This is a genomic window from Streptomyces sp. NPDC050211, assembly GCF_040656035.1.
GTDB lineage: Bacteria > Actinomycetota > Actinomycetes > Streptomycetales > Streptomycetaceae > Streptomyces.
Genome location: NZ_JBFALC010000031.1, coordinates 73,753 through 90,521, shown reverse-complemented (window position 1 = coordinate 90,521; position 16,769 = coordinate 73,753). Strand labels below are relative to the sequence as shown.

Sequence of the window (16,769 nt, the reverse complement as noted above, 5' to 3'; positions counted from 1 at the left end):
CCGTCGAACGGGGCCGAGGGTGGATCGGATTGCCTATGTGCGCGTGGCCCGGCGGGCTCGGACGAGTTGTACGACGACGGGGTTGTCGGACTCGGGAGCGCGCAATAGGTCGATCGCCTCCACGCGAAATGCGTAGTCGACCAGCACGTCTTCCCAGAGCTGGGGCGTCAAGACCCACATGTGCACAGGGATCGGCTCCTGGCCGCGAATCCGGATCATCTCCTGCCGAGGTGCGACCACGGAGGAAGGACCGTGTCCGTGGAGGTTGGTGTGCAGTGCGGAGAAGACCAGCCGTCCGCCCTCGATGAGCCCGTGCCGGAGCGCCGGCAGGAGGTAGTGAGGGTCGTTGCACGCGAGGGTTCCGATCGCGTAGGCCGTGTCGTACGGCTTGGCGGTACGGAGGTGCTCAACGACGTCGGCGTTCACGAACTGGACGCCAGGCACTGCGCTGAATTGCCGGACAGCCCGCTGATGCTGGGTGGGCGACAGTTCGACTGCGTCTACCAGGGCGCCATGGTCGCGTGCGAGGTGCACGGCCTGATGCCCAGGTCCTGATCCGAAGGCCAGTAGCCGCTTTCCACGGAGGGGTCCGAGCGCATCGGTCCCCGGTCCGACGCCGTCCCAGAACCCCCACTTCATCTGCTCGGGAACCGGTGGCATATATCCCCGGTCGAGTTGCATCTGGCCGTAGCGGACCCAGGTCTGCGTGTTCACCGTGTGCGTGTTCAACTCTGCTGTCCCGTCGTCGAGCCGGTCCGAGCATCGGCAGTCTCGCCCCGGTCCACCAGGTCCCGAGCGGCGATGCGGGCCATGTGCCGTGCGAACACGGCCTCTGCATCGGGGTTCATTCGCATGAGCGCGACCATGCCGGTGGTGATGACGTCACATACCTCGGACTCGACGTCATCCCATGGTGATGTGTGAGAACAGCCGATGCTCGAAGTTGTTCCACTTCGAGGTGCCCGGCGGAAAGTGACAGACGGTCACCGTGAGACCCATCTGGGCGGCGAACGTGGCGAGTTCGGCCTTCCATAACCGGTAGCGGTAGCTGTTGGACCCTCCGCAGTCCGCGGTGATCAACAACCGGTCCGCGTCCGGGTAGTCCACCTGGCCACGGACCCGCCACCAGCGGCGGATCGACTCGACGGCGAAAACCGAGGTGTCGTGATCGGTGCCGACGTTCACCCAGCCGCTGTCGTGGGCCAGATCGTAGATGCCGAAGGGTATTGCTACCTCGACGTCGGGGCCGATGAAGTAGAAGCTGTGGTCCTCCACCTGCATTCACGCCCTGATCGGCTCCGGCGTCGGCCTGCTCGACTGCTCCCGCAGACTGAACCTCGCCCTGAACACCGTCAAGCTACGCCCGCATCCCCGAACCGCCCGCCGATCGCATCGCCCCCCGCTACCGGCCCACCCTGGTCGACCCCTACCGCGACCACCTGCGCCAGCGCCGGTCCGGCAACCCGGCCGTCCCCGTCACCCACCTCCTGCACGAGATCAGGGAACTGGGCTACACCGGCAGTGCCAACCTGCTGGTCCGCTACGTCAACCAGGGCCGGGCCGAAGGCGACCGCCCCGTGACAACCCCCGGCCGCCTCGCCCGGCTCCTGCTCACCCACCCCGAACGCCTGCGGACCAAGGACACCGACCTGCTCGGCCTCCTCACTGCGGCCTGCCCGGAGATGACCGCACTCGCCCGACTCACCGGCGAGTTCGCCGCACTCCTGACCCCGGCCCAGGCCAACCACGACAAGCTCAGCCAGTGGATCACCACAGTCCGCACCGCCCACCTGCCCCACCTGCACAGCTTCTGCAACGGCCTCGAACTCGACCGCGCCGCTGTGAACGCCGGCCTCACCCTGCCCCACCACAACGGCCGCACCGAAGGCGTCAACACCCGCACAAAGAAGATCATGCGGCAGATGCACGGCCGAGCACGATTCGACCTCCTCCGCCACCGCATCCTCCTGCAATAGGGAGAACGCACCGTCACCACCGACTACGGAACAGAGCCGCTCGTTTGACAGACCCACGCCGAGCAGGCGACGGCCGAACCAACGAATCTGAACACCCATCAACCCCTGTTGACCAGCTGATCAGCACCTGCCGCATGACGGGGGAACCTCAGTGCGTGACCGAGTCTGGATTCTGGCTGGATGGAGTTGGCTGGCGGGTCGGCGCGGAGGTAAGTGTGTACGCCGACGGGGGGCGAGCGTTTTGGGTAATCGCGCTGCCCATGTGCAGGCGGCGTCCCGGCAGGTTGCCGGTGGGCTGCCGGTCGGGTTCCTGGTGGAGCGGTGGCGGACGCGAGAGCGTTCTCGTGTCGTGGACGATGCGTGCGCGGCCGGTCCGAGGCGAAGCGGGCCGACCGGGCGACCAGAAAAGGGGGGCATAAGTGTGAAGGTGCGCAACCGATGGATCATTGGGCGGCACAGTGTCGGAGTGCCGGATGTGCGCCTGATCGCCGTGCCGCAGTCGGGAGGTGGGGCCGGAGCGTTCAACAGCTGGCACGGACACCTCCCGGAAGGTGTGGAACTCGCCTGGCGGTGCTGATCTCGGGTGTCCGGGCCCCGCACGTTCCCCCGCGTGAGCGCATCGGCGACAAGGACGACGGCGAACACCTCGCCCGGCTGAACGCGAACGCGGGGCTGAGACCCGAGCTGCTGGAGTACCCCGACTTCGTGAAGGACCTCATGGACGGCATTCGAAAGGACCTAGTCCACGCCGATGACTACCTCGTGCCCGACCTGCCCGTGCTCACCGTCCCTCTGCACGTGTTCGGCGGGACCGGAGACGGTGTCACGCCAGCCTCCGACGTTGCCGGGTGGGAACGCTGCGCCGGCGCGGGGTTCGGCGTGACGCTGCTGCCCGACAACCACTCCTACCCGACCAGCGAGGCCGGGAGTGTGGTGGCCGCGATCGTGGCCGCCGTACCCGAACTCGCGGACTGGCGGGCGGCCACGGCTGGTCAGGTGTGGTCGTGAGACACTTCGTAGTCCTCGGGCTCAGGTCTCTGCGGCGGCGGTGGTACCGGCCGTCCCCCGCCCCCAACTCCCGGCCGTCCGACCTGCTGGACGAGTTGATCGACACCGATGAGTGGGCCCGGGGCGAGCACGCGTCCGTCGAGGAGCACTCCCGGCACGCCGGACGGTCGTTCCACGTCGAGACAATGACCGAGAACGGCATGCACGACGTCGTCGTGGTGACCGCGTCGGGCCCGCACGGTGCAGGCGTTCCCCTCGCTGGCCTGTCCGCCGAAGAGCTGGCCGCCGTGCGCTCGGTCGTACGCGCCGCGCTCGACCTCACCGGGCACCAAACCGGTCGCGCCGTCACCGAGGTCGCTCTCACCGAGGCCGGTCCGCGCATCGTCGCGTTCCAGATCGACCACACCTGACCTGCGCGGATGCCTCGTTACCGGAGCGGGGCACCGGTGCGGGAACGATCCGGGACCGACCACCCGCATTGTGGTCTCACCAACAGGCACGACCTACCAGGGAGACACCATGGGACGCAGGATCGCCGTTCTGATCGCCGCCGCCGCCGCTGTCATCGCCGTCGCCGGCGCCGTCCACCACGACGGCAACGGCCACCACCCGCTCGCCGAGGACAAGGGCCCCACGATCATCGTGCGGTGAACCCTGCGACCTGAAAAGGCTCCGGGGCACGACGTCGGCTCTCGGGGACGCCGAGATCCGTGAACAGTACCTCCGCCGCGGCCCGGTGGGTGACCGCCGTCAACTCGTCGCCCCGGGCACGGGCCGCCATCGCCATCCCGCTCAGCGCGTGGGCCTCCTCCATCCGGTAGCCGATGGCCGACGCCACCTGGTACGCCTGTACGTGCAGGGACAGCGCCTTGTCGTGGTCACCGCAGGCTCCGAACAGCCGGCCGAGCATGTTCTTCACCTTGGCCTGGCGCAGCGGTGACGTACTCCGCTCGACCAGGATCTGTGCCTGGTCGGTGTGTTCCCCGCAGACCTTGGCATCCCCGCGGTGATGGGCGAGTATCGCCGACAGGGCCAGGGTGACCGCGGCCTGGCCGGGGTCCGTCCGTTCGTCGTACATCGCCCGAGCCTCGCCCAGGGAACTCTCGGCCGCCGCCAGGTCGCCCATCCCGACCTGCGCCAGCGCGAGGTCGGTGAGGGCGACGAGTGCTGTCTCGTGCCGGCCGGTCTGCCGGATCAGCGCGATGGCCCGCCGGGCGGTGTCGGCGGCCTCCTCGTAACGGCCCCACTGCTCGTACAGCGCGCTCAGCACGGTGAGGCTCTCGGCCTCCGCGCGGGGCGTACCCAGTTCGCGCTCCAGGGCGACGGCCGCCTCCAGATGGCCCAGCGCCTGATCGAACTGCCCTCGCATGCTCTCGTGCAGACCGAGGGCGCCTTCGCTGTGCGCCTGGGTGGGGCGGTCGTCCGCGGCCACCGCCAGATCCCGGCCCTCACGCGCCGCGCTGACGCCCTCGTCCTGCAGGCCCAGCTTCCAGCAGGCCACACCCAAATTGGAGAGGCAAATGCTGAGCAGCCCGGCATCGCCGATCCGGCGGGCGGCGGCCACCGCGGTGCGGCTTACCCGCGCGAACTCCTGCAGGCTGCCCCGGAGGTTGAGGTAAAAGGCCAGGTTGCGGATGAGGAACACCACGTGCCGGTCCAGGGATTCTCGCTCGGCGAGGCCGATGACCGAGACAAGGGTGGCGTCCTCCCGCGCGAACCACGCCTGCGCGTCGTCGGCCTGGGAGAAGCGCGGCAGCGAAGCGGCCGACCGGGGCAGCCCGGTGGGGCGTTCGCTGCGGCCGGGGAAGAGAACCGCGCAGGCCGCTTCGGTGGCCGCCAGATAGTAGTCGACCAGCCGCATGGCGGCGGCCGGTCCGTTCTTCGTTGGCATCCGGTCGTCCAGGCTACGGGCGAAGCTGCGTACCAGGTCGTGGTACACGTACAGACCCACCTCCGGCTGTTGAAGCAGGTGCGCGTCCAGCAGTTTCTCCAGCCGGTCCTCGGTCTCGCGGACGTCGAGTCCGAGCAGGGCGGCGGCGGAGAAGACGTCGACGGCCCGGCCGGGGTGGAAGGACAGCAGTAGGAACGCGGAGCGGCAGTCGGCGGTCAGTCCCTGGTAGGACAGGCGCAGGGTGGTGGCCACGCCACGCTCGCCGGAGTTGAGCTCGTCCAGCTTGTACGTCTCGTCGCGCAGCCGCTCGACCATGTAGCGCAGCGACCACGACGGCCGGTTGCGTAGCCGCGCGGCGGCGATCCGCAGCGCCAGTGGGAGGTGGCCGCAGAGTCGGACCAGCTCGGCGGCCTCCGGCGGCTCGGCGGCGGTCCGCTCGGCGCCGAGGACCTCCGCGACGAGGCTCGTGCTCTCCTCAGGCGCCATCACGCCGATGGAGATCCACTTCGCGCCGTCCAGGTCCAGCAGTCGGGCCCGACTGGTAACAATCACCAGACAGCCGGGGGATCTCGGCAGCAGGCCGATCACCACGGCGACGTCCACGGCGTTGTCCAGCAGGATCAGCATCCGCTTCCCGGACAGCTCCGACTGCCACACCGCCGCCCGTCCCGGTAAGTCGTCGGGGATGCGCTCCTCCGGGACACGCGCGTCGCGCAGCAGGATCTCCAGCGCGGTGGCCGTGGTGACCGGTTGTTCGTCGGGGGTGTGGCCGCGCAGGTCGATGTAGAGCTGCCCGTCGGGGAACTCGTCGGCGAGCTGATGGGCGGCGCGTACGGCCAGCGAGGTCTTGCCGGAGCCGCCCATCCCGTCGAGGGCCACGATGCGGGTGCGCTGGCCCTGCTTGCGCGCGCTCGCCGTGATCTGTCTCAGCTCCCGCTCCCGGCCGACGAAGTCGGCCAGGTCGTAGGGAAGGTTGCGGGGCGGATCGGCGGGCGCGGCGGTCGGCGGCGCCGGCGGGGCGGCCTTCGACGGCGGCTCGAGGGGGGCGGGCGCCGCCAGTGAGGGGTGCTCGCGCAGCATGTCCTCGTACAGCCGGCCCAGCGCCGGGCCGGGGTCGATCCCCAGCTTCTCGACCAGGCGTTCCCGGACTTTGCCGTACTCGTCCAGGGCCTCCGCGCGGCGTCCGGAGCGATACAGCGCAAGCATCAGCTGGCCACACAGCGTCTCGCGCAGCGGGAACCGTCCGACGTGGCCGCGCAGTTCGCTGACCAGCTCCGCGGTCTCGCCGAGCGACAGCCGCAGCTCGAAGTACCGCTCCACGGCGGCCATGTGCCGCTCCTCCAGCAGCACCGTGGCGGCCTCAATCACCAGGCCGTCCAGCCCCGACAGCGCCGGGCCGCGCCACAGCGCAAGTCCGGCCCGCAGCGCCTCGGCCGCCTCCCGCGGCTGCCCGCTCGCGGCCAGCTCCTTGCACTGGTCCAGCCGGCCGGTGAACTCATGCAGGTCCAGCTGGGCCGGCGTCACCACAGCGGTGTAGCCTGATCCGTCAGTGACGAGTACCTGACCGCCCTCGGGAATCCGGCGGCGCAGATTAGCCACGCTCTTACGGATCTGATGGGCGCCCGTGGCGGGTGGATCCTCACCCCACGCGGCCTCCATAAGCCGCGGTACGGGCAGCATGTGACCGGCGTCGAGCAGCAGGGTGGCCAGGACCCGGCGCTGGATCGGGCCGCCGAGTTCGAGCCGGACACCGTCGGCCCAAGCCTCGAGCGGACCCAGAACGTTGAACCGCAGACCGTCACCGTCGATACTCGCCATCCGCAAACCTCTCCCGTGTGGCATCAACGAAGCAAGCCCTCCGTGTGCATGCGGATCATAGGATCAGGGCGTCGTCCTACACTGGTGCGAGCGCGGTGAGGGTGACGGGCAGCGACTGGAATGAGTTGGAGGCGTACCTCTGCTCCGGGGTGAGCCCGTCCAGGTCGTGAGCGGCGACGTCGAAGTGGGTGAACAGGGTGTCGAGCGCGATCGTGGCGGTCATGTGGCCGAGTGGTGCGCCGATGCAATAGTGGGCGCCGCGGGCGAAGCTGAGGTGCTGGGCGGCTGTGGTGCGGCTGAGGTCGAAGGTGTCGGCTGTGGGCCCTTGGGGTTGTAGATGTAGCCCGGCGGGCAGGGATCTCGGTGTCGTCGGTGAGCTTGCACATGCCGTCACCCTTGCCGCCGCCGCTGCCCGTGCCGGAGGAGCCGCCGCTGCTGGAGCTTCCGGAGCCGCCGCCGTTGCCATCGGTGCCGGCGCCGACGCAGATGTCCACGTTCGAGCAGCTGCCGGCGGGCGGATCGCCGTCTCCCGCGTAGGCGAGGGTGGGGTGTTGAGAAGGGCGGAGAGCGCGGCGGTGACAGTCAGTCCACGGACTCATGGACAGTAGCTCCGTCATCAGCGTGTGGAGCTTGAGGCCATCGTCGTCGGTGTAGGCGGGGGCAGTTGCCTGCTGCGGGTTCACAGCATCTCCTTTGCCGTGGGGGCCCACCCGGTCATCCAGGGCCGACGCGGTGATGGCTCTCCGTATGGGCTGGCCGTGTGCATGAGTGCTCGTCAGGGGTATGTGGCGGCGATCGCGCCAGCGAGACGTCGGAACTCAACCGGTTCGGAGCTGGGCGCCGGCGTGCGGCCGTATCCGCTCAGGACGATCGCTTTTTGCTGGTGGCCGAGTTGGTGGACTTCGCGCCGGACCCATCCGGCACCGAGTTCCGTGAGCTGCTTGTCGGTGAGTCCCATCGGTTGGTGAAATGCTGCCGTGCCGGTGCTGCTGTCGTGGACCTGCCACCCAGTGCGGTTGCGGCGTTCAGGGTCCGCGCCGACGTGAACGATTGCGTAGAACACGCCGTCGGGCTTCAGCCATCGCCCCACGTCTGTGAGCAGCCGACCGGGTTCCAGATAGGGCAGGCCGTAGCGGCAGGTCACGAGATCCAACGTGCCGGGACGCAGTTCGGTGGGGATGGGGTCGGCCACGATGTCCCAGAGCGCGTACGCGAGGCCTTCCCGCAGTCCTTCGGCTTCGGCCTGCCGCAGTGCCTGATCGGAGAAGTCGTAACCGGTCACCGCCATGCCCCAGGCGGCCAGTTGCTGTGTCCATTGGCCTGTGCCGCACGCGAGATCGATGGCGGTCATGCCGGCGCGCGGGCCTACGCGCTGATGGAAGTGCTCGGATTCCGCGGGACTGACTGCGGTCGTCGGGGCCGTTGCGGCCCATTCATTCCAGTCGTCGGCCGACAGCCTGCAGCTTCTCGGGGCGGCAGCGGTCATGGTGTGGTCTCCGGCGGTTCTTCGGTGCAGCGGACCCGGCGTAGGCGCTTCAAGTCGAAACGGGGATCGACTACTTCGCCTGCCGGTACGCCGAACAGGTTCACCGGTGAGGGCTTGTCCGGCGGTGTCGGAAGTGCGGACAGGGCGGCCTGCGGCTCGAGCACGGGGAGCTGCTCCTCGCACGGGCGGGCTGACTCGGCCATGGCCCCGCTGGCCGCCGAGCCAGTGTGCTCCGCTGGCCACGCCGGGTTTCCGCGCCAGCGTGCGTTCGGGTGTGCGTCTGGAGTGCTCATGAGCGCCTCCTTGCTGCGGGATAGCGCGGCGCGAGTGTGATGCGGAGAGGGCAGGCAGGCCTCGGATCTCCGTCTGCGGCGTGGGGCGGATACCGCATGACGCGCTGCCTTCCGCGCGGCCTGACCGCTCGGTGACTCCGGCGCATACGCGGACGGGACGCGTGGCGGGCGCCCGCAGGCGGGGCAACCGCGGGTCGCTGGAGTGTGGGCGAGAGCCGGTCCGAAGAGGTTGGGAAGCTGGACCGGCCCCCGCCCGGACTCCCGGCCGTCCCGGCTAGGGAGATAGGTGGGCGGCCGGGAGTGTCTGAAAGGGTTCTCGCAGGTCACACAGACAAGGGCGGAGCCCGGCGAGGCGGTGTTCGTCCGGTCTGTGTGGCACGTGCATGAGTGGACCTCCCGTGGATGCGTTCGAGACGGAGTCGGCATGAGCGCAGGGGATCACGCCGCGTAGTCGGACGCTTCGGCTCCGCTGTTCGGCGATATTGCTACGCGCAAACACCTTGTGTCAACGATAGTTTTCGGCTGTCAAACGATCGTTTAGTGACGGATGCTAGCTGCGCGGTATCGCCCGACGGGTGTGTATGGCACCCGTATATCCCTGTCCGGGGCTTACGTCGGTGTTGTTAACGATCACATGTGGCCAATAAACGATCGTTGAAATGTGGGCGGGGTTGCGCGTACGCTGCCATGCACGCCCAAGAGAGCCGCCCCCCGGGCCCCCAGGGAGTACAGCGTTGGAGCCGCACACCGCACTGCCAGAGACGCTTCAGCGCCTGGGCGAGCTCATCCGTGAGCGAGGCTTGAATCGATCGGATTTCCTCGACCCGCAGATTCTGGCCGCCAGGACGGCTCTGCCGGAAAGCACCATCCGCCGCATGCTCAACGGCCGCAAGCCGCCGGCCGACACGGTCAACGAACGAGTCGGCACCCGCATGCAGGCGCTCAGCACCGCGTATCTTTCCCGCACCGGCAAACGTATGTCGGACCTCGCCACTGAGATCTCCGAACGCTTGGGGATCTCCGAAGTCTGGGCGCGCTCGGTCTGCGATGGCAAGAAAGTGCCCAACGTCGAACTCCTGCACCACCTGGTGGGGTTCTTCGCCGTCGAGGGCGGCGAGTCATTCTTCACGGCCCCGGCCGACGAAGCGCTCAACCGGGTGCTGCTGCCCGAGGTGAAACGTCTGGAGAGCCCCGAGCCGGACCCCGTGGCAGCCCTGCTGGACCGATACGGCGTCAAGAGCACCGATCTGCGGCTGCACGGCTCCCTGTCGCGTGAACAGCTGGAGCGCATCCTGGAAGGAGTCCTGCGGTCGGTGCTGCCTCAGGAGGGAGACACCAAGCAATGAGCATCAAAGCGATGAAGTCGCTGTTGAGCGCCCTGGGAAGGGAAGCATCGAAATCGCTTCAGCGGCCCGCTGAACCCCAGGACGTCATGGAGGAGTTCTGCCGCGCCATGAGCGTCCGCAAAGGCCGGCCCATCACGCTCAAAATCAGCGCCTTCCCGCCGGACCTCGGAGTATCGGGCGCGCGCCTGGATCTCGGAGCCCGTTCCATCATCGTTGTCGAGGAAGCCACCGCACCAGAGGCGCAACTGGTAATCCTCGGCCACGAACTGTGGCACGAGGAGGAAGAAGACAGAGGACATCACGTGGCCGGCCTGCCCGCAGCCGCCCGCACACTCACGGCCGAGCAGCACCCCGACACCATCCGCCGGGCCATCGAACAGATCCTCGACGCACACGAAGTTCCCCGCGAAGCCATCCTCACCGTTGCAGCCCGGGCACAATCCGCCGAGGAACACGAGGTGGACGCGGAGACCTTCGGCCTGCTCTTCGGCCGTGAAGTACGCACCTGGATCAAGGGCCGCTACGCGCAAGGACCGGTCAGCGCCGCGACCGTCGAGGGACGCATCAACATCTCCCTCCTCAACCGAGGCGGCCGCATCCTCTGATGGACATCACCGACATCCACCTGCCCTACGCCCTGCCCACCGCACTGCTGCTGGCCGGGCTCGTGGCCAAGTTACCGACCTTCCTCCGCTCCTGGAGAGACTCAGAAGCCCGCGCGACGTGGATCGTCCTGCTGTGGGCGTCAGCCGTCTTCCTGTCCGTCGCCCCCGCCAGCATCCACAAGATCAACACGGTGACGGGCGTGCCGAACATCGCGGCACCCTGGACGTATTCACTGCTCACCGGGTTCTGCGGCGCCTGCCTCGTCATGATCATAAGTTGGCGCGAGCAACCGTCACCGCAACGCCGCCGACGCATCCGATGGGTCTGGGCGATTCACGCCCTCGCCGTCACTGCCCTGTGGCTCACGTTCCTCCTGGCCGACGTGCCGGAGGAGCGGATCTACGACCTCGACACCTACTACGCGAACACGCCGTTCATGCGCGAGCACATCGTGCTGTACCTGCTCACCTACCTGGTATCGACGCTCGTCTCAGCATGGATGATCTGGACCTGGGTGTCCGAGGTAAACTCACGGTGGCTCAAGGCCGGACTCGCCTTCCTCCAAGTCGGCTACCTCTTCGGGATCCTCTTCGACGTCGCCAAACTCGTCGCCGTCGGCGCACGGTGGGCCGGAAAGAACTGGGACTGGCTCAGCGTCAAGGTCGCTCCGCCCTTCGCGATTCTCGGCGCCACCCTGGTAGCCACTGGATTCATCGTCCCCGTGGCCGGACCCGCCCTGCAGAAGTGGACCCGCGACCGGCGCGAATACTGGCAGCTACGCCCCCTGTGGCGGGCCGTCCGCGACGTCACACCGGCCGCAGCCCAGGCCCGGCTCGGGCTCTGGGTGCCGTTGGACCTCCGCCTGGTGCAACGTCAACAGTGCATCCACGACGCGCTACGCGTCCTGGCCCCCCACCTCGACCGGGACCTGTACCAGAAAGTACAACACGCGGCATCGGCCCACACCCCCGAGAAGGCGCGCGGCGTGGCCGGCGCCGTCATCATCCGAGCAGCCATCAACGCCCACCGCAGCCAGATCTCCTTCCCGGCGAGCTCCACGGCTGACCAGCTCGGTACCGACATCCCCGAGCACATCGACGCCATCTCCCGGGCCCTTCACCACCCCCGCCTCGTCGACAGCATCCACCTGCGGGTGACCAACACAGAAGGCGTTGATGCACATGCCCTGTAGCGCCGCCATTCGCTGGACCGCCGCCGCGAGGGGGCTGTGCGCTGCCGACACGCTCACCGGGGCCGCCGTTGCCACCGGCGGGGAGAACGGGTAGAAGCGGCGATGAACCTCAGCAGCTTCCACATCCCCTACACCCTGCCGATCGTTCTCCTGGGCGTGGCGCTCAGCCTCAAGGCCTCCACGTTCGTCCGAGCCTGGAAGGACCCGGACGTACGAGCAACGACCCTCTTGCTGCTGCTGGCCTCCGCGGTGTTCGTGTCGGTGGCGCCCGCGAGTATCCACCGGATCAATACGGTGACAGGGGTGCCGAACATCGCGGCGGCCTGGGTGTACTCGCTCCTGACGGCCTTCTGCGCCTCCTGCCTGACCATGGTCATCACCTGGCGGGACAAGCCCTCTGCGCGCCGCCGCGCAAGGATCCGCGGCATTTGGCTGATCTACTTGAGCATCATCGCCGCACTGTGGATCACTTTCCTCCTCGCCGACGTTCCCAGCGAACGCATCTACGACCTCGACACGTATTACGCCAGCGAGCCTTGGATGCGCGAGCACATCCTGCTGTACATCGGCGCGCACATGGTCTCCGCGCTCGTAGCCGCCTACATGATCTGGAAATGGATCCCGAAGGTGAACTCCGCCTGGCTCAAAGCCGGGCTCGTCTTCCTCCAGGCCGGCTACGCCTTTGGCCTCGTCTTCGACGTCGCGAAACTGATGGCCATCAGCGCCCGCTGGGCCGGGGCGAACTGGGACTGGCTGTCCACCCGCGTGGCGCCGCCCTTCGCGATCCTCGATGCGAGTCTCGTCGGCATTGGATTTATCCTCCCCCAGGGCGGCCCGTTCCTGCAGAAGTGGACCCGAGACCAGCGCACCTACCGACGGCTGCGACCGCTTGCTCGGGCTATCCGAGACGTAGCCCCATCCGCCGCGCGCGCCCGCGTCGGCAGGCTCGCCCCGGTCGACCTGCGCCTCATGCAGCGCCAGCAGCGCATCCATGATGGCCTGCTTCGCCTTACGCCCTTCCTCTCACCTGAACTGCACCGGCGGGCATACTCGGAGGCGCTCGCCGCAGGCAGCCAGGTCGACGAGGCAGGAGGCATCGCTGGCGCCGTCGCCATACGTGACGCTCTCGACGCCTGCCGCGGCGCCTCCCCTGCACCCCTTGCCAAGGACAATCACGATGACCACGTCTGCGGCACGGCAACCTTTCGTGTCGGCAATGGACCGGACGAACTCGAAGCAATCGCCTGCGCGTTCCACCGGCCGCGCACTATCGAGGCCATCCGGCAGCGGATGGCCTCCGGAGAAGGTGCAAGCACCCATGTCTGACCGCACCCGCCGCCCCACCGCCGTCGTCATCGGAGCCAGCGCGACGGGTCTGTTCGCCGCCGCCGCTCTTGCCGAGTTCGCGGACGTCACCGTCGTCGAACGCGACCAGCTGCCCGATGGTCCCATAGCCCGCCGCGGCGTCCCGCAGGCCCGGCACGCCCACCTCGTCTGGAGCGGCGGCGTCACAGCCTTCAACGACCTGCTGCCCGGCGTCGTCGACGACGTCGTCGCCCGCGGCGGACGCCTGGTCCACATCATGGGCGACATGGTCTCCCGGGCCCCCAACGAAGTCTGGTTCCGGCGCTTCCTGTCCACCCACCACCGCAACCTCGTCTGCTCCCGCAATCTGCTGGACGCAGTTCTGCGCGAGCGCCTCCGCACGGAAGAGCGCCTCACTCTCCTCCAGAACACCACCGCGCTCGAGCTGGAGGGCGACGCCGCCCGCATTACGGGACTGCGCGTCCGTAGCGGTGACAGCGACCAAACCCTCAGGGCCGACCTCGTCATCGACGCCTCGGGCCGCGGCTCCCGCACACCGCAGTGGCTCGACCAGCTCGGACTGCCGAAAGTCACCGAACGCCAAGTCGACGCCGGCCTCGTCTACGCCACCCGCCTCTTCCGCGCCCCCCACAGCACCGCGGACAACGGATTTCCGCTCATCAACGTCCAGGCCAACCCCGCCAAAGCCCCCGGCCAAGGCGGCATCATCCTGCCCATCGAAGACAGCCAGTGGATCGTCACCCTCTGCGGCACCCGCGGCGGCGAGCCCACCAACGACCCCGACGCCTTCATCGACTTCGCGCTCGGCCTCGGCGACCCCGTCATCGGCGAACTCCTCAAGGACGCCGAACCGCTCGGCGACGTCGCCACCACCCGCTCCACGGCCAACCACCGCCGCCACTACGAGAAGTCCAAGCACTGGCCCGACGGTTTCGTCGTGCTCGGCGACGCCATCGCCAGCTACAACCCCGTCTACGGCCACGGCCTCACTGTCGCCGCACAATGCGCCCTCGCCATGCGCGAGATCCTGCGCACCACACAACTCACCGCCCCAGGCACCGCACGACGCCTCCAACGAGCCGCGGCCCGCCCTGTCGGCGCCGCCTGGGACCTGGCCGTGGGACAAGACGCCCTCTATCCGGGCGCCACCAACACCCAGCCCACCGCCATGGAGCGGTTCCTCGCCCGGTTCGTCGACCGCGCGGTCGAGACAGGCGCCGCCAACCCCCGCGCCCTCGGCGCTCTGCTGGACGTAATGAGCCTGGAGAAGCCTGCCACCCGGCTGTTCTCGCCCGACATGCTCCTCCCGATGCTGTTCGGCCCGAGGAAACCGCAATTGCAGGGCCCGCCCCTGAGTGAAGCCGAGCGCAAGACCGCCACCTCCTGAGTGCCCGGCACTCATGACACAGCAGCCAGCGAGGCCGGCTTTCAGAGTGAGGAAAGCAAAGACTTGAGTGGCAGGCGTTCTTGGTCCGCGACGGGTGTCATGGCGCTGACAGGAACACTGCTCCTCACGTCAGCCCCGACCGCATCGGCTGACTATGTGACGGACCAGCAATGGGTATTGGATGCCTTCGCAGTCGAAGACGTGTGGGCCCAATCCCAGGGAGAGGGTGTCACCGTTGCGGTGGTCGACTCCGGCGTCGACACCCGGCACCCTGACCTGGCAGGCCACGTTCTGGAAGGCAAGGACTTCACCGGCGCAGGCAAACCGCACGAAGACCTCATGGGACACGAAACAGCCATGGCCAGCATCATCGCTGCACATGGCCATGGCACCGACAACGCCTCCGGCATGATGGGCCTCGCTCCGAAGGCAAAGATCCTGCCCCTGCGGACCCTCCGCACGGACAAGGACCCCATGCACGACGAGACCTGGGCCGCCGCGATGCGCTATGCCGTGGACCAGGGCTCGAAGGTCATCAACATGTCCTTCGGCAACGAGAGCGGCAAGCCCCTGAGCGACGGTCGCGCAACAATCGCCTACGCACAGGCCCATGACGTGGTGCTCGTCGCAGGCTCAGGCAACAGGGGATCCATAGCCGTCGACGAGTCGGCAGCCCTGCCTGGCGTGATCGCTGTGGGAGCTCACGACAAGAACGGCAAAAAACCGGACCTGGCAGCCCTCACTGGGCCCCACCAGAATTGGCCACGGACTGATCGCGTTGTGGGAGACGCGGGTCCTCGACCGCGAGGGGGAGTTCGCGTTGCACCAGGGAGCGGCCCAATCCGCACCAACTCGGGCCGGTACACGACCGGTTCTGCCGGCCGGATCCGGCCTCGTCCAAGCGCATGTCCCGTGTACGGCGCAGCTCGGGCAAAGCGCGCTCGTCCGACCGGAACAGGTCCGTGCGGCTCAGCCCGCCCGCATCCTGGCTGGTCACTTCGTCGCCAGCTGCACGGCCACGGCGGCCGGAACGCGACGCCTGCCTGCCCACCGCAGTCGTAGGCTCGCCGGGTCCTGGCCTGACGTGATCTCCACGCGAACACGGACGCCGCACAGGAGCACCGCTCCCCGCACGCCCGCCGCGTGAACATCACGCCAGCGCCCGAACTCGAGACTGAAGGGGGATTCGCCCATGGCGCCGTCCACCACCACCCGTTCCGTGCCCCTCCGCATCGCCGGCACCGTCCTCGCCTTCACCGCCGCCGTCCCCCTGGCCGGCTGCGGATCCGAAGACAAGAAGGACTCCACGTCCCCGTCCTCCGCCCCGGCATCCGCTGACCCGGACCAGGACGCCAAGGGCGACGTGCTCGCCGCGTATACCAACATGCGCGAATGTAGTGGGCGTGCCCTACACACAGCAGCGTCGCAATGTCGATCGCGAGAGCGGGCAGATTCGCCGAGTGCAGGATGTTGCCGTGGCTTGATGCCAGTGGCCGACGCAACCTCCGGAGTGTGGAGCGATGCCCAGCGAGGGCATTCAAGGAGATGAATGAGGCACCTAAATCACGCTAGGACGTACGACAGGGACGAACATGGGATCGCCTAAGGGAGGGGATCTTCCTAAGGCGACGGTTAGTTGGCTCAGGGCCTCCGCCTCGCGAGGGCCATGTCTAAACCCGGGCGAAGTGCCCGCCGGTGTGATGAGTGAGATCACCACGCCAACGACGAGGGGCTCTGCCACGTCACCACCCTCGCTGACCAGCCCATTTCACATCTCCGGGCGGGGCCAGCAGCCGTGGCACGACGGTGGCCCAGGCCTCGACTGCCAGCTCCTCGGTGTTGTCGTGGGTGGCGCGAAGTTTGACCGGCCGGGACGCGTTGAGCACGTCGTGCACGAGGTCCGGGGACAGCGTCGTCAGCTGGTTGGCGAGCGTTTGCGGGTCGAGTTCGCTGCCGCGGACCTGGCCGTGTCCGCTGACCAGGCAGTCGTCCGTACCGCAGGTCATGCCGGGCAGAAGGTGTCCGATCTCGTGGACCTTGACGCGGTGCTGCTGCCATTCGGTGTTGTCGCGGCCGACGATGATGCGGTCCTCGGTGGGCCCGTGCAGGCACATTCCGCCCAGGGAGGGATCGAGGTCTCGCTCATCGACCCGGATCGGGCGCTGGTTGAGTTCGGCGACGGCTTCGACGAGTTCCTGAAGGGTGGCGCCTGGGCGCAGGCAGAGGTCTGAACGGAAGATCTTGCGGGCCCGACGGATGTCGTCGTCGAAGGAACGACGGCGCCTGGGTGTTTTGTCGTCGAGGGCGCGGCTGCGGAAGAGGCCGCCGATGCGCCGGGAGGCACCGGTGCTGCCCATGGTGTCAGTCCTCCCGCCCTGGCATCGCGCACAGTGCGGATGCGTGCGGTCGAGCCTGACGTTCGGCCCTCGTGCGTGTCTGC

The 16,769-nt window shown here is 68.2% G+C and carries 17 protein-coding genes and 2 pseudogenes; 11 read left to right on the top strand and 8 right to left on the bottom strand.

Features of this window, described 5'->3' with window-relative positions; all coding sequences use genetic code 11:
- Positions 1-33: 33 nt before the first annotated feature.
- The 3 genes and pseudogenes from AB0I98_RS27775 to AB0I98_RS27765 all read right to left on the bottom strand — a co-directional run.
- The gene (locus AB0I98_RS27775; RefSeq protein ID WP_362946529.1) at positions 34-639 is read right to left on the bottom strand and encodes a class I SAM-dependent methyltransferase; all 606 of its coding nucleotides are present in this window, start codon (positions 637-639) and stop codon (positions 34-36) included.
- 86 nt (positions 640-725) lie between these two features.
- Positions 726-848, bottom strand: coding sequence for a hypothetical protein (locus tag AB0I98_RS27770; RefSeq protein ID WP_362946471.1), 123 nt, complete (start codon positions 846-848; stop codon positions 726-728).
- 61 nt (positions 849-909) lie between these two features.
- A pseudogene (locus tag AB0I98_RS27765) lies at positions 910-1,245 on the bottom strand (ISAzo13 family transposase); the annotation flags it as partial.
- A gap of 34 nt (positions 1,246-1,279) precedes the next feature.
- On the opposite strand from AB0I98_RS27765, the pseudogene AB0I98_RS27760 reads away from it, so the two are divergent.
- The 4 genes and pseudogenes from AB0I98_RS27760 to AB0I98_RS27745 all read left to right on the top strand — a co-directional run.
- Positions 1,280-1,976 (top strand): annotated as a pseudogene (locus AB0I98_RS27760) (transposase); the annotation flags it as partial.
- Between the two features lie 570 nt (positions 1,977-2,546).
- Positions 2,547-2,984, top strand: a complete 438-nt coding sequence (locus AB0I98_RS27755; RefSeq protein ID WP_362946468.1) for a hypothetical protein — start codon at positions 2,547-2,549, stop codon at positions 2,982-2,984.
- Complete coding sequence (locus tag AB0I98_RS27750; RefSeq protein ID WP_362946465.1) at positions 2,981-3,394, top strand: hypothetical protein; 414 nt, start codon at positions 2,981-2,983, stop codon at positions 3,392-3,394. The genes AB0I98_RS27755 and AB0I98_RS27750 overlap by 4 nt, the downstream gene beginning before the upstream one ends.
- A gap of 109 nt (positions 3,395-3,503) precedes the next feature.
- Complete coding sequence (locus tag AB0I98_RS27745; protein WP_362946463.1) at positions 3,504-3,635, top strand: hypothetical protein; 132 nt, start codon at positions 3,504-3,506, stop codon at positions 3,633-3,635.
- On the opposite strand, the gene AB0I98_RS27740 is transcribed toward AB0I98_RS27745, so the two are convergent.
- The gene (locus tag AB0I98_RS27740; RefSeq protein ID WP_362946461.1) at positions 3,622-6,693 is read right to left on the bottom strand and encodes a BTAD domain-containing putative transcriptional regulator; all 3,072 of its coding nucleotides are present in this window, start codon (positions 6,691-6,693) and stop codon (positions 3,622-3,624) included. The genes AB0I98_RS27745 and AB0I98_RS27740 overlap by 14 nt on opposite strands.
- A 76-nt stretch (positions 6,694-6,769) precedes the next feature.
- A complete protein-coding gene (locus AB0I98_RS27735; protein ID WP_362946459.1) occupies positions 6,770-6,916 on the bottom strand; it encodes a hypothetical protein in 147 nt (48 codons plus the stop codon).
- A gap of 161 nt (positions 6,917-7,077) precedes the next feature.
- Between AB0I98_RS27735 and AB0I98_RS27730 the strand changes: the two genes are divergently transcribed.
- Positions 7,078-7,230: a hypothetical protein gene (locus AB0I98_RS27730; RefSeq protein WP_362946457.1), complete on the top strand. Its 153-nt coding sequence runs from the start codon at positions 7,078-7,080 to the stop codon at positions 7,228-7,230.
- A 238-nt stretch (positions 7,231-7,468) separates the two neighbouring features.
- On the opposite strand, the gene AB0I98_RS27725 is transcribed toward AB0I98_RS27730, so the two are convergent.
- Complete coding sequence (locus AB0I98_RS27725; RefSeq protein WP_362946454.1) at positions 7,469-8,179, bottom strand: class I SAM-dependent methyltransferase; 711 nt, start codon at positions 8,177-8,179, stop codon at positions 7,469-7,471.
- Positions 8,176-8,472 (bottom strand): hypothetical protein, encoded by a 297-nt coding sequence (locus tag AB0I98_RS27720; protein WP_362946452.1) that lies wholly within the window; start codon positions 8,470-8,472, stop codon positions 8,176-8,178. Before AB0I98_RS27720 ends, AB0I98_RS27725 begins: the two co-directional genes overlap by 4 nt.
- Before the next feature lie 734 nt (positions 8,473-9,206).
- Here AB0I98_RS27720 and AB0I98_RS27715 point away from each other — a divergent pair.
- The 6 genes from AB0I98_RS27715 to AB0I98_RS27690 all read left to right on the top strand — a co-directional run bounded on the left by AB0I98_RS27715 (position 9,207) and on the right by AB0I98_RS27690 (position 15,391).
- Complete coding sequence (locus tag AB0I98_RS27715; RefSeq protein WP_362946450.1) at positions 9,207-9,818, top strand: hypothetical protein; 612 nt, start codon at positions 9,207-9,209, stop codon at positions 9,816-9,818.
- Positions 9,815-10,423, top strand: coding sequence for a toxin (locus AB0I98_RS27710; protein WP_362946447.1), 609 nt, complete (start codon positions 9,815-9,817; stop codon positions 10,421-10,423). The genes AB0I98_RS27715 and AB0I98_RS27710 overlap by 4 nt, the downstream gene beginning before the upstream one ends.
- The gene (locus tag AB0I98_RS27705) at positions 10,423-11,616 is read left to right on the top strand and encodes an MAB_1171c family putative transporter (RefSeq protein WP_362946445.1); all 1,194 of its coding nucleotides are present in this window, start codon (positions 10,423-10,425) and stop codon (positions 11,614-11,616) included. The genes AB0I98_RS27710 and AB0I98_RS27705 overlap by 1 nt, the downstream gene beginning before the upstream one ends.
- Positions 11,617-11,718: 102 nt before the next feature.
- Positions 11,719-12,942 carry an MAB_1171c family putative transporter gene (locus tag AB0I98_RS27700; protein WP_362946443.1) on the top strand — a complete coding sequence of 408 codons (1,224 nt, stop codon included), beginning with the start codon at positions 11,719-11,721 and terminating at the stop codon, positions 12,940-12,942.
- Positions 12,935-14,329: an FAD-dependent oxidoreductase gene (locus AB0I98_RS27695; RefSeq protein WP_362946440.1), complete on the top strand. Its 1,395-nt coding sequence runs from the start codon at positions 12,935-12,937 to the stop codon at positions 14,327-14,329. Before AB0I98_RS27700 ends, AB0I98_RS27695 begins: the two co-directional genes overlap by 8 nt.
- A 156-nt stretch (positions 14,330-14,485) precedes the next feature.
- Positions 14,486-15,391, top strand: coding sequence for a S8 family serine peptidase (locus AB0I98_RS27690; RefSeq protein WP_362946437.1), 906 nt, complete (start codon positions 14,486-14,488; stop codon positions 15,389-15,391).
- Positions 15,392-16,071: 680 nt separating this feature from the next.
- Here the strand turns inward: AB0I98_RS27690 and AB0I98_RS27685 are convergent.
- Positions 16,072-16,686 (bottom strand): hypothetical protein, encoded by a 615-nt coding sequence (locus tag AB0I98_RS27685; protein ID WP_362946435.1) that lies wholly within the window; start codon positions 16,684-16,686, stop codon positions 16,072-16,074.
- Between the last annotated feature and the right edge of the window lie 83 nt (positions 16,687-16,769).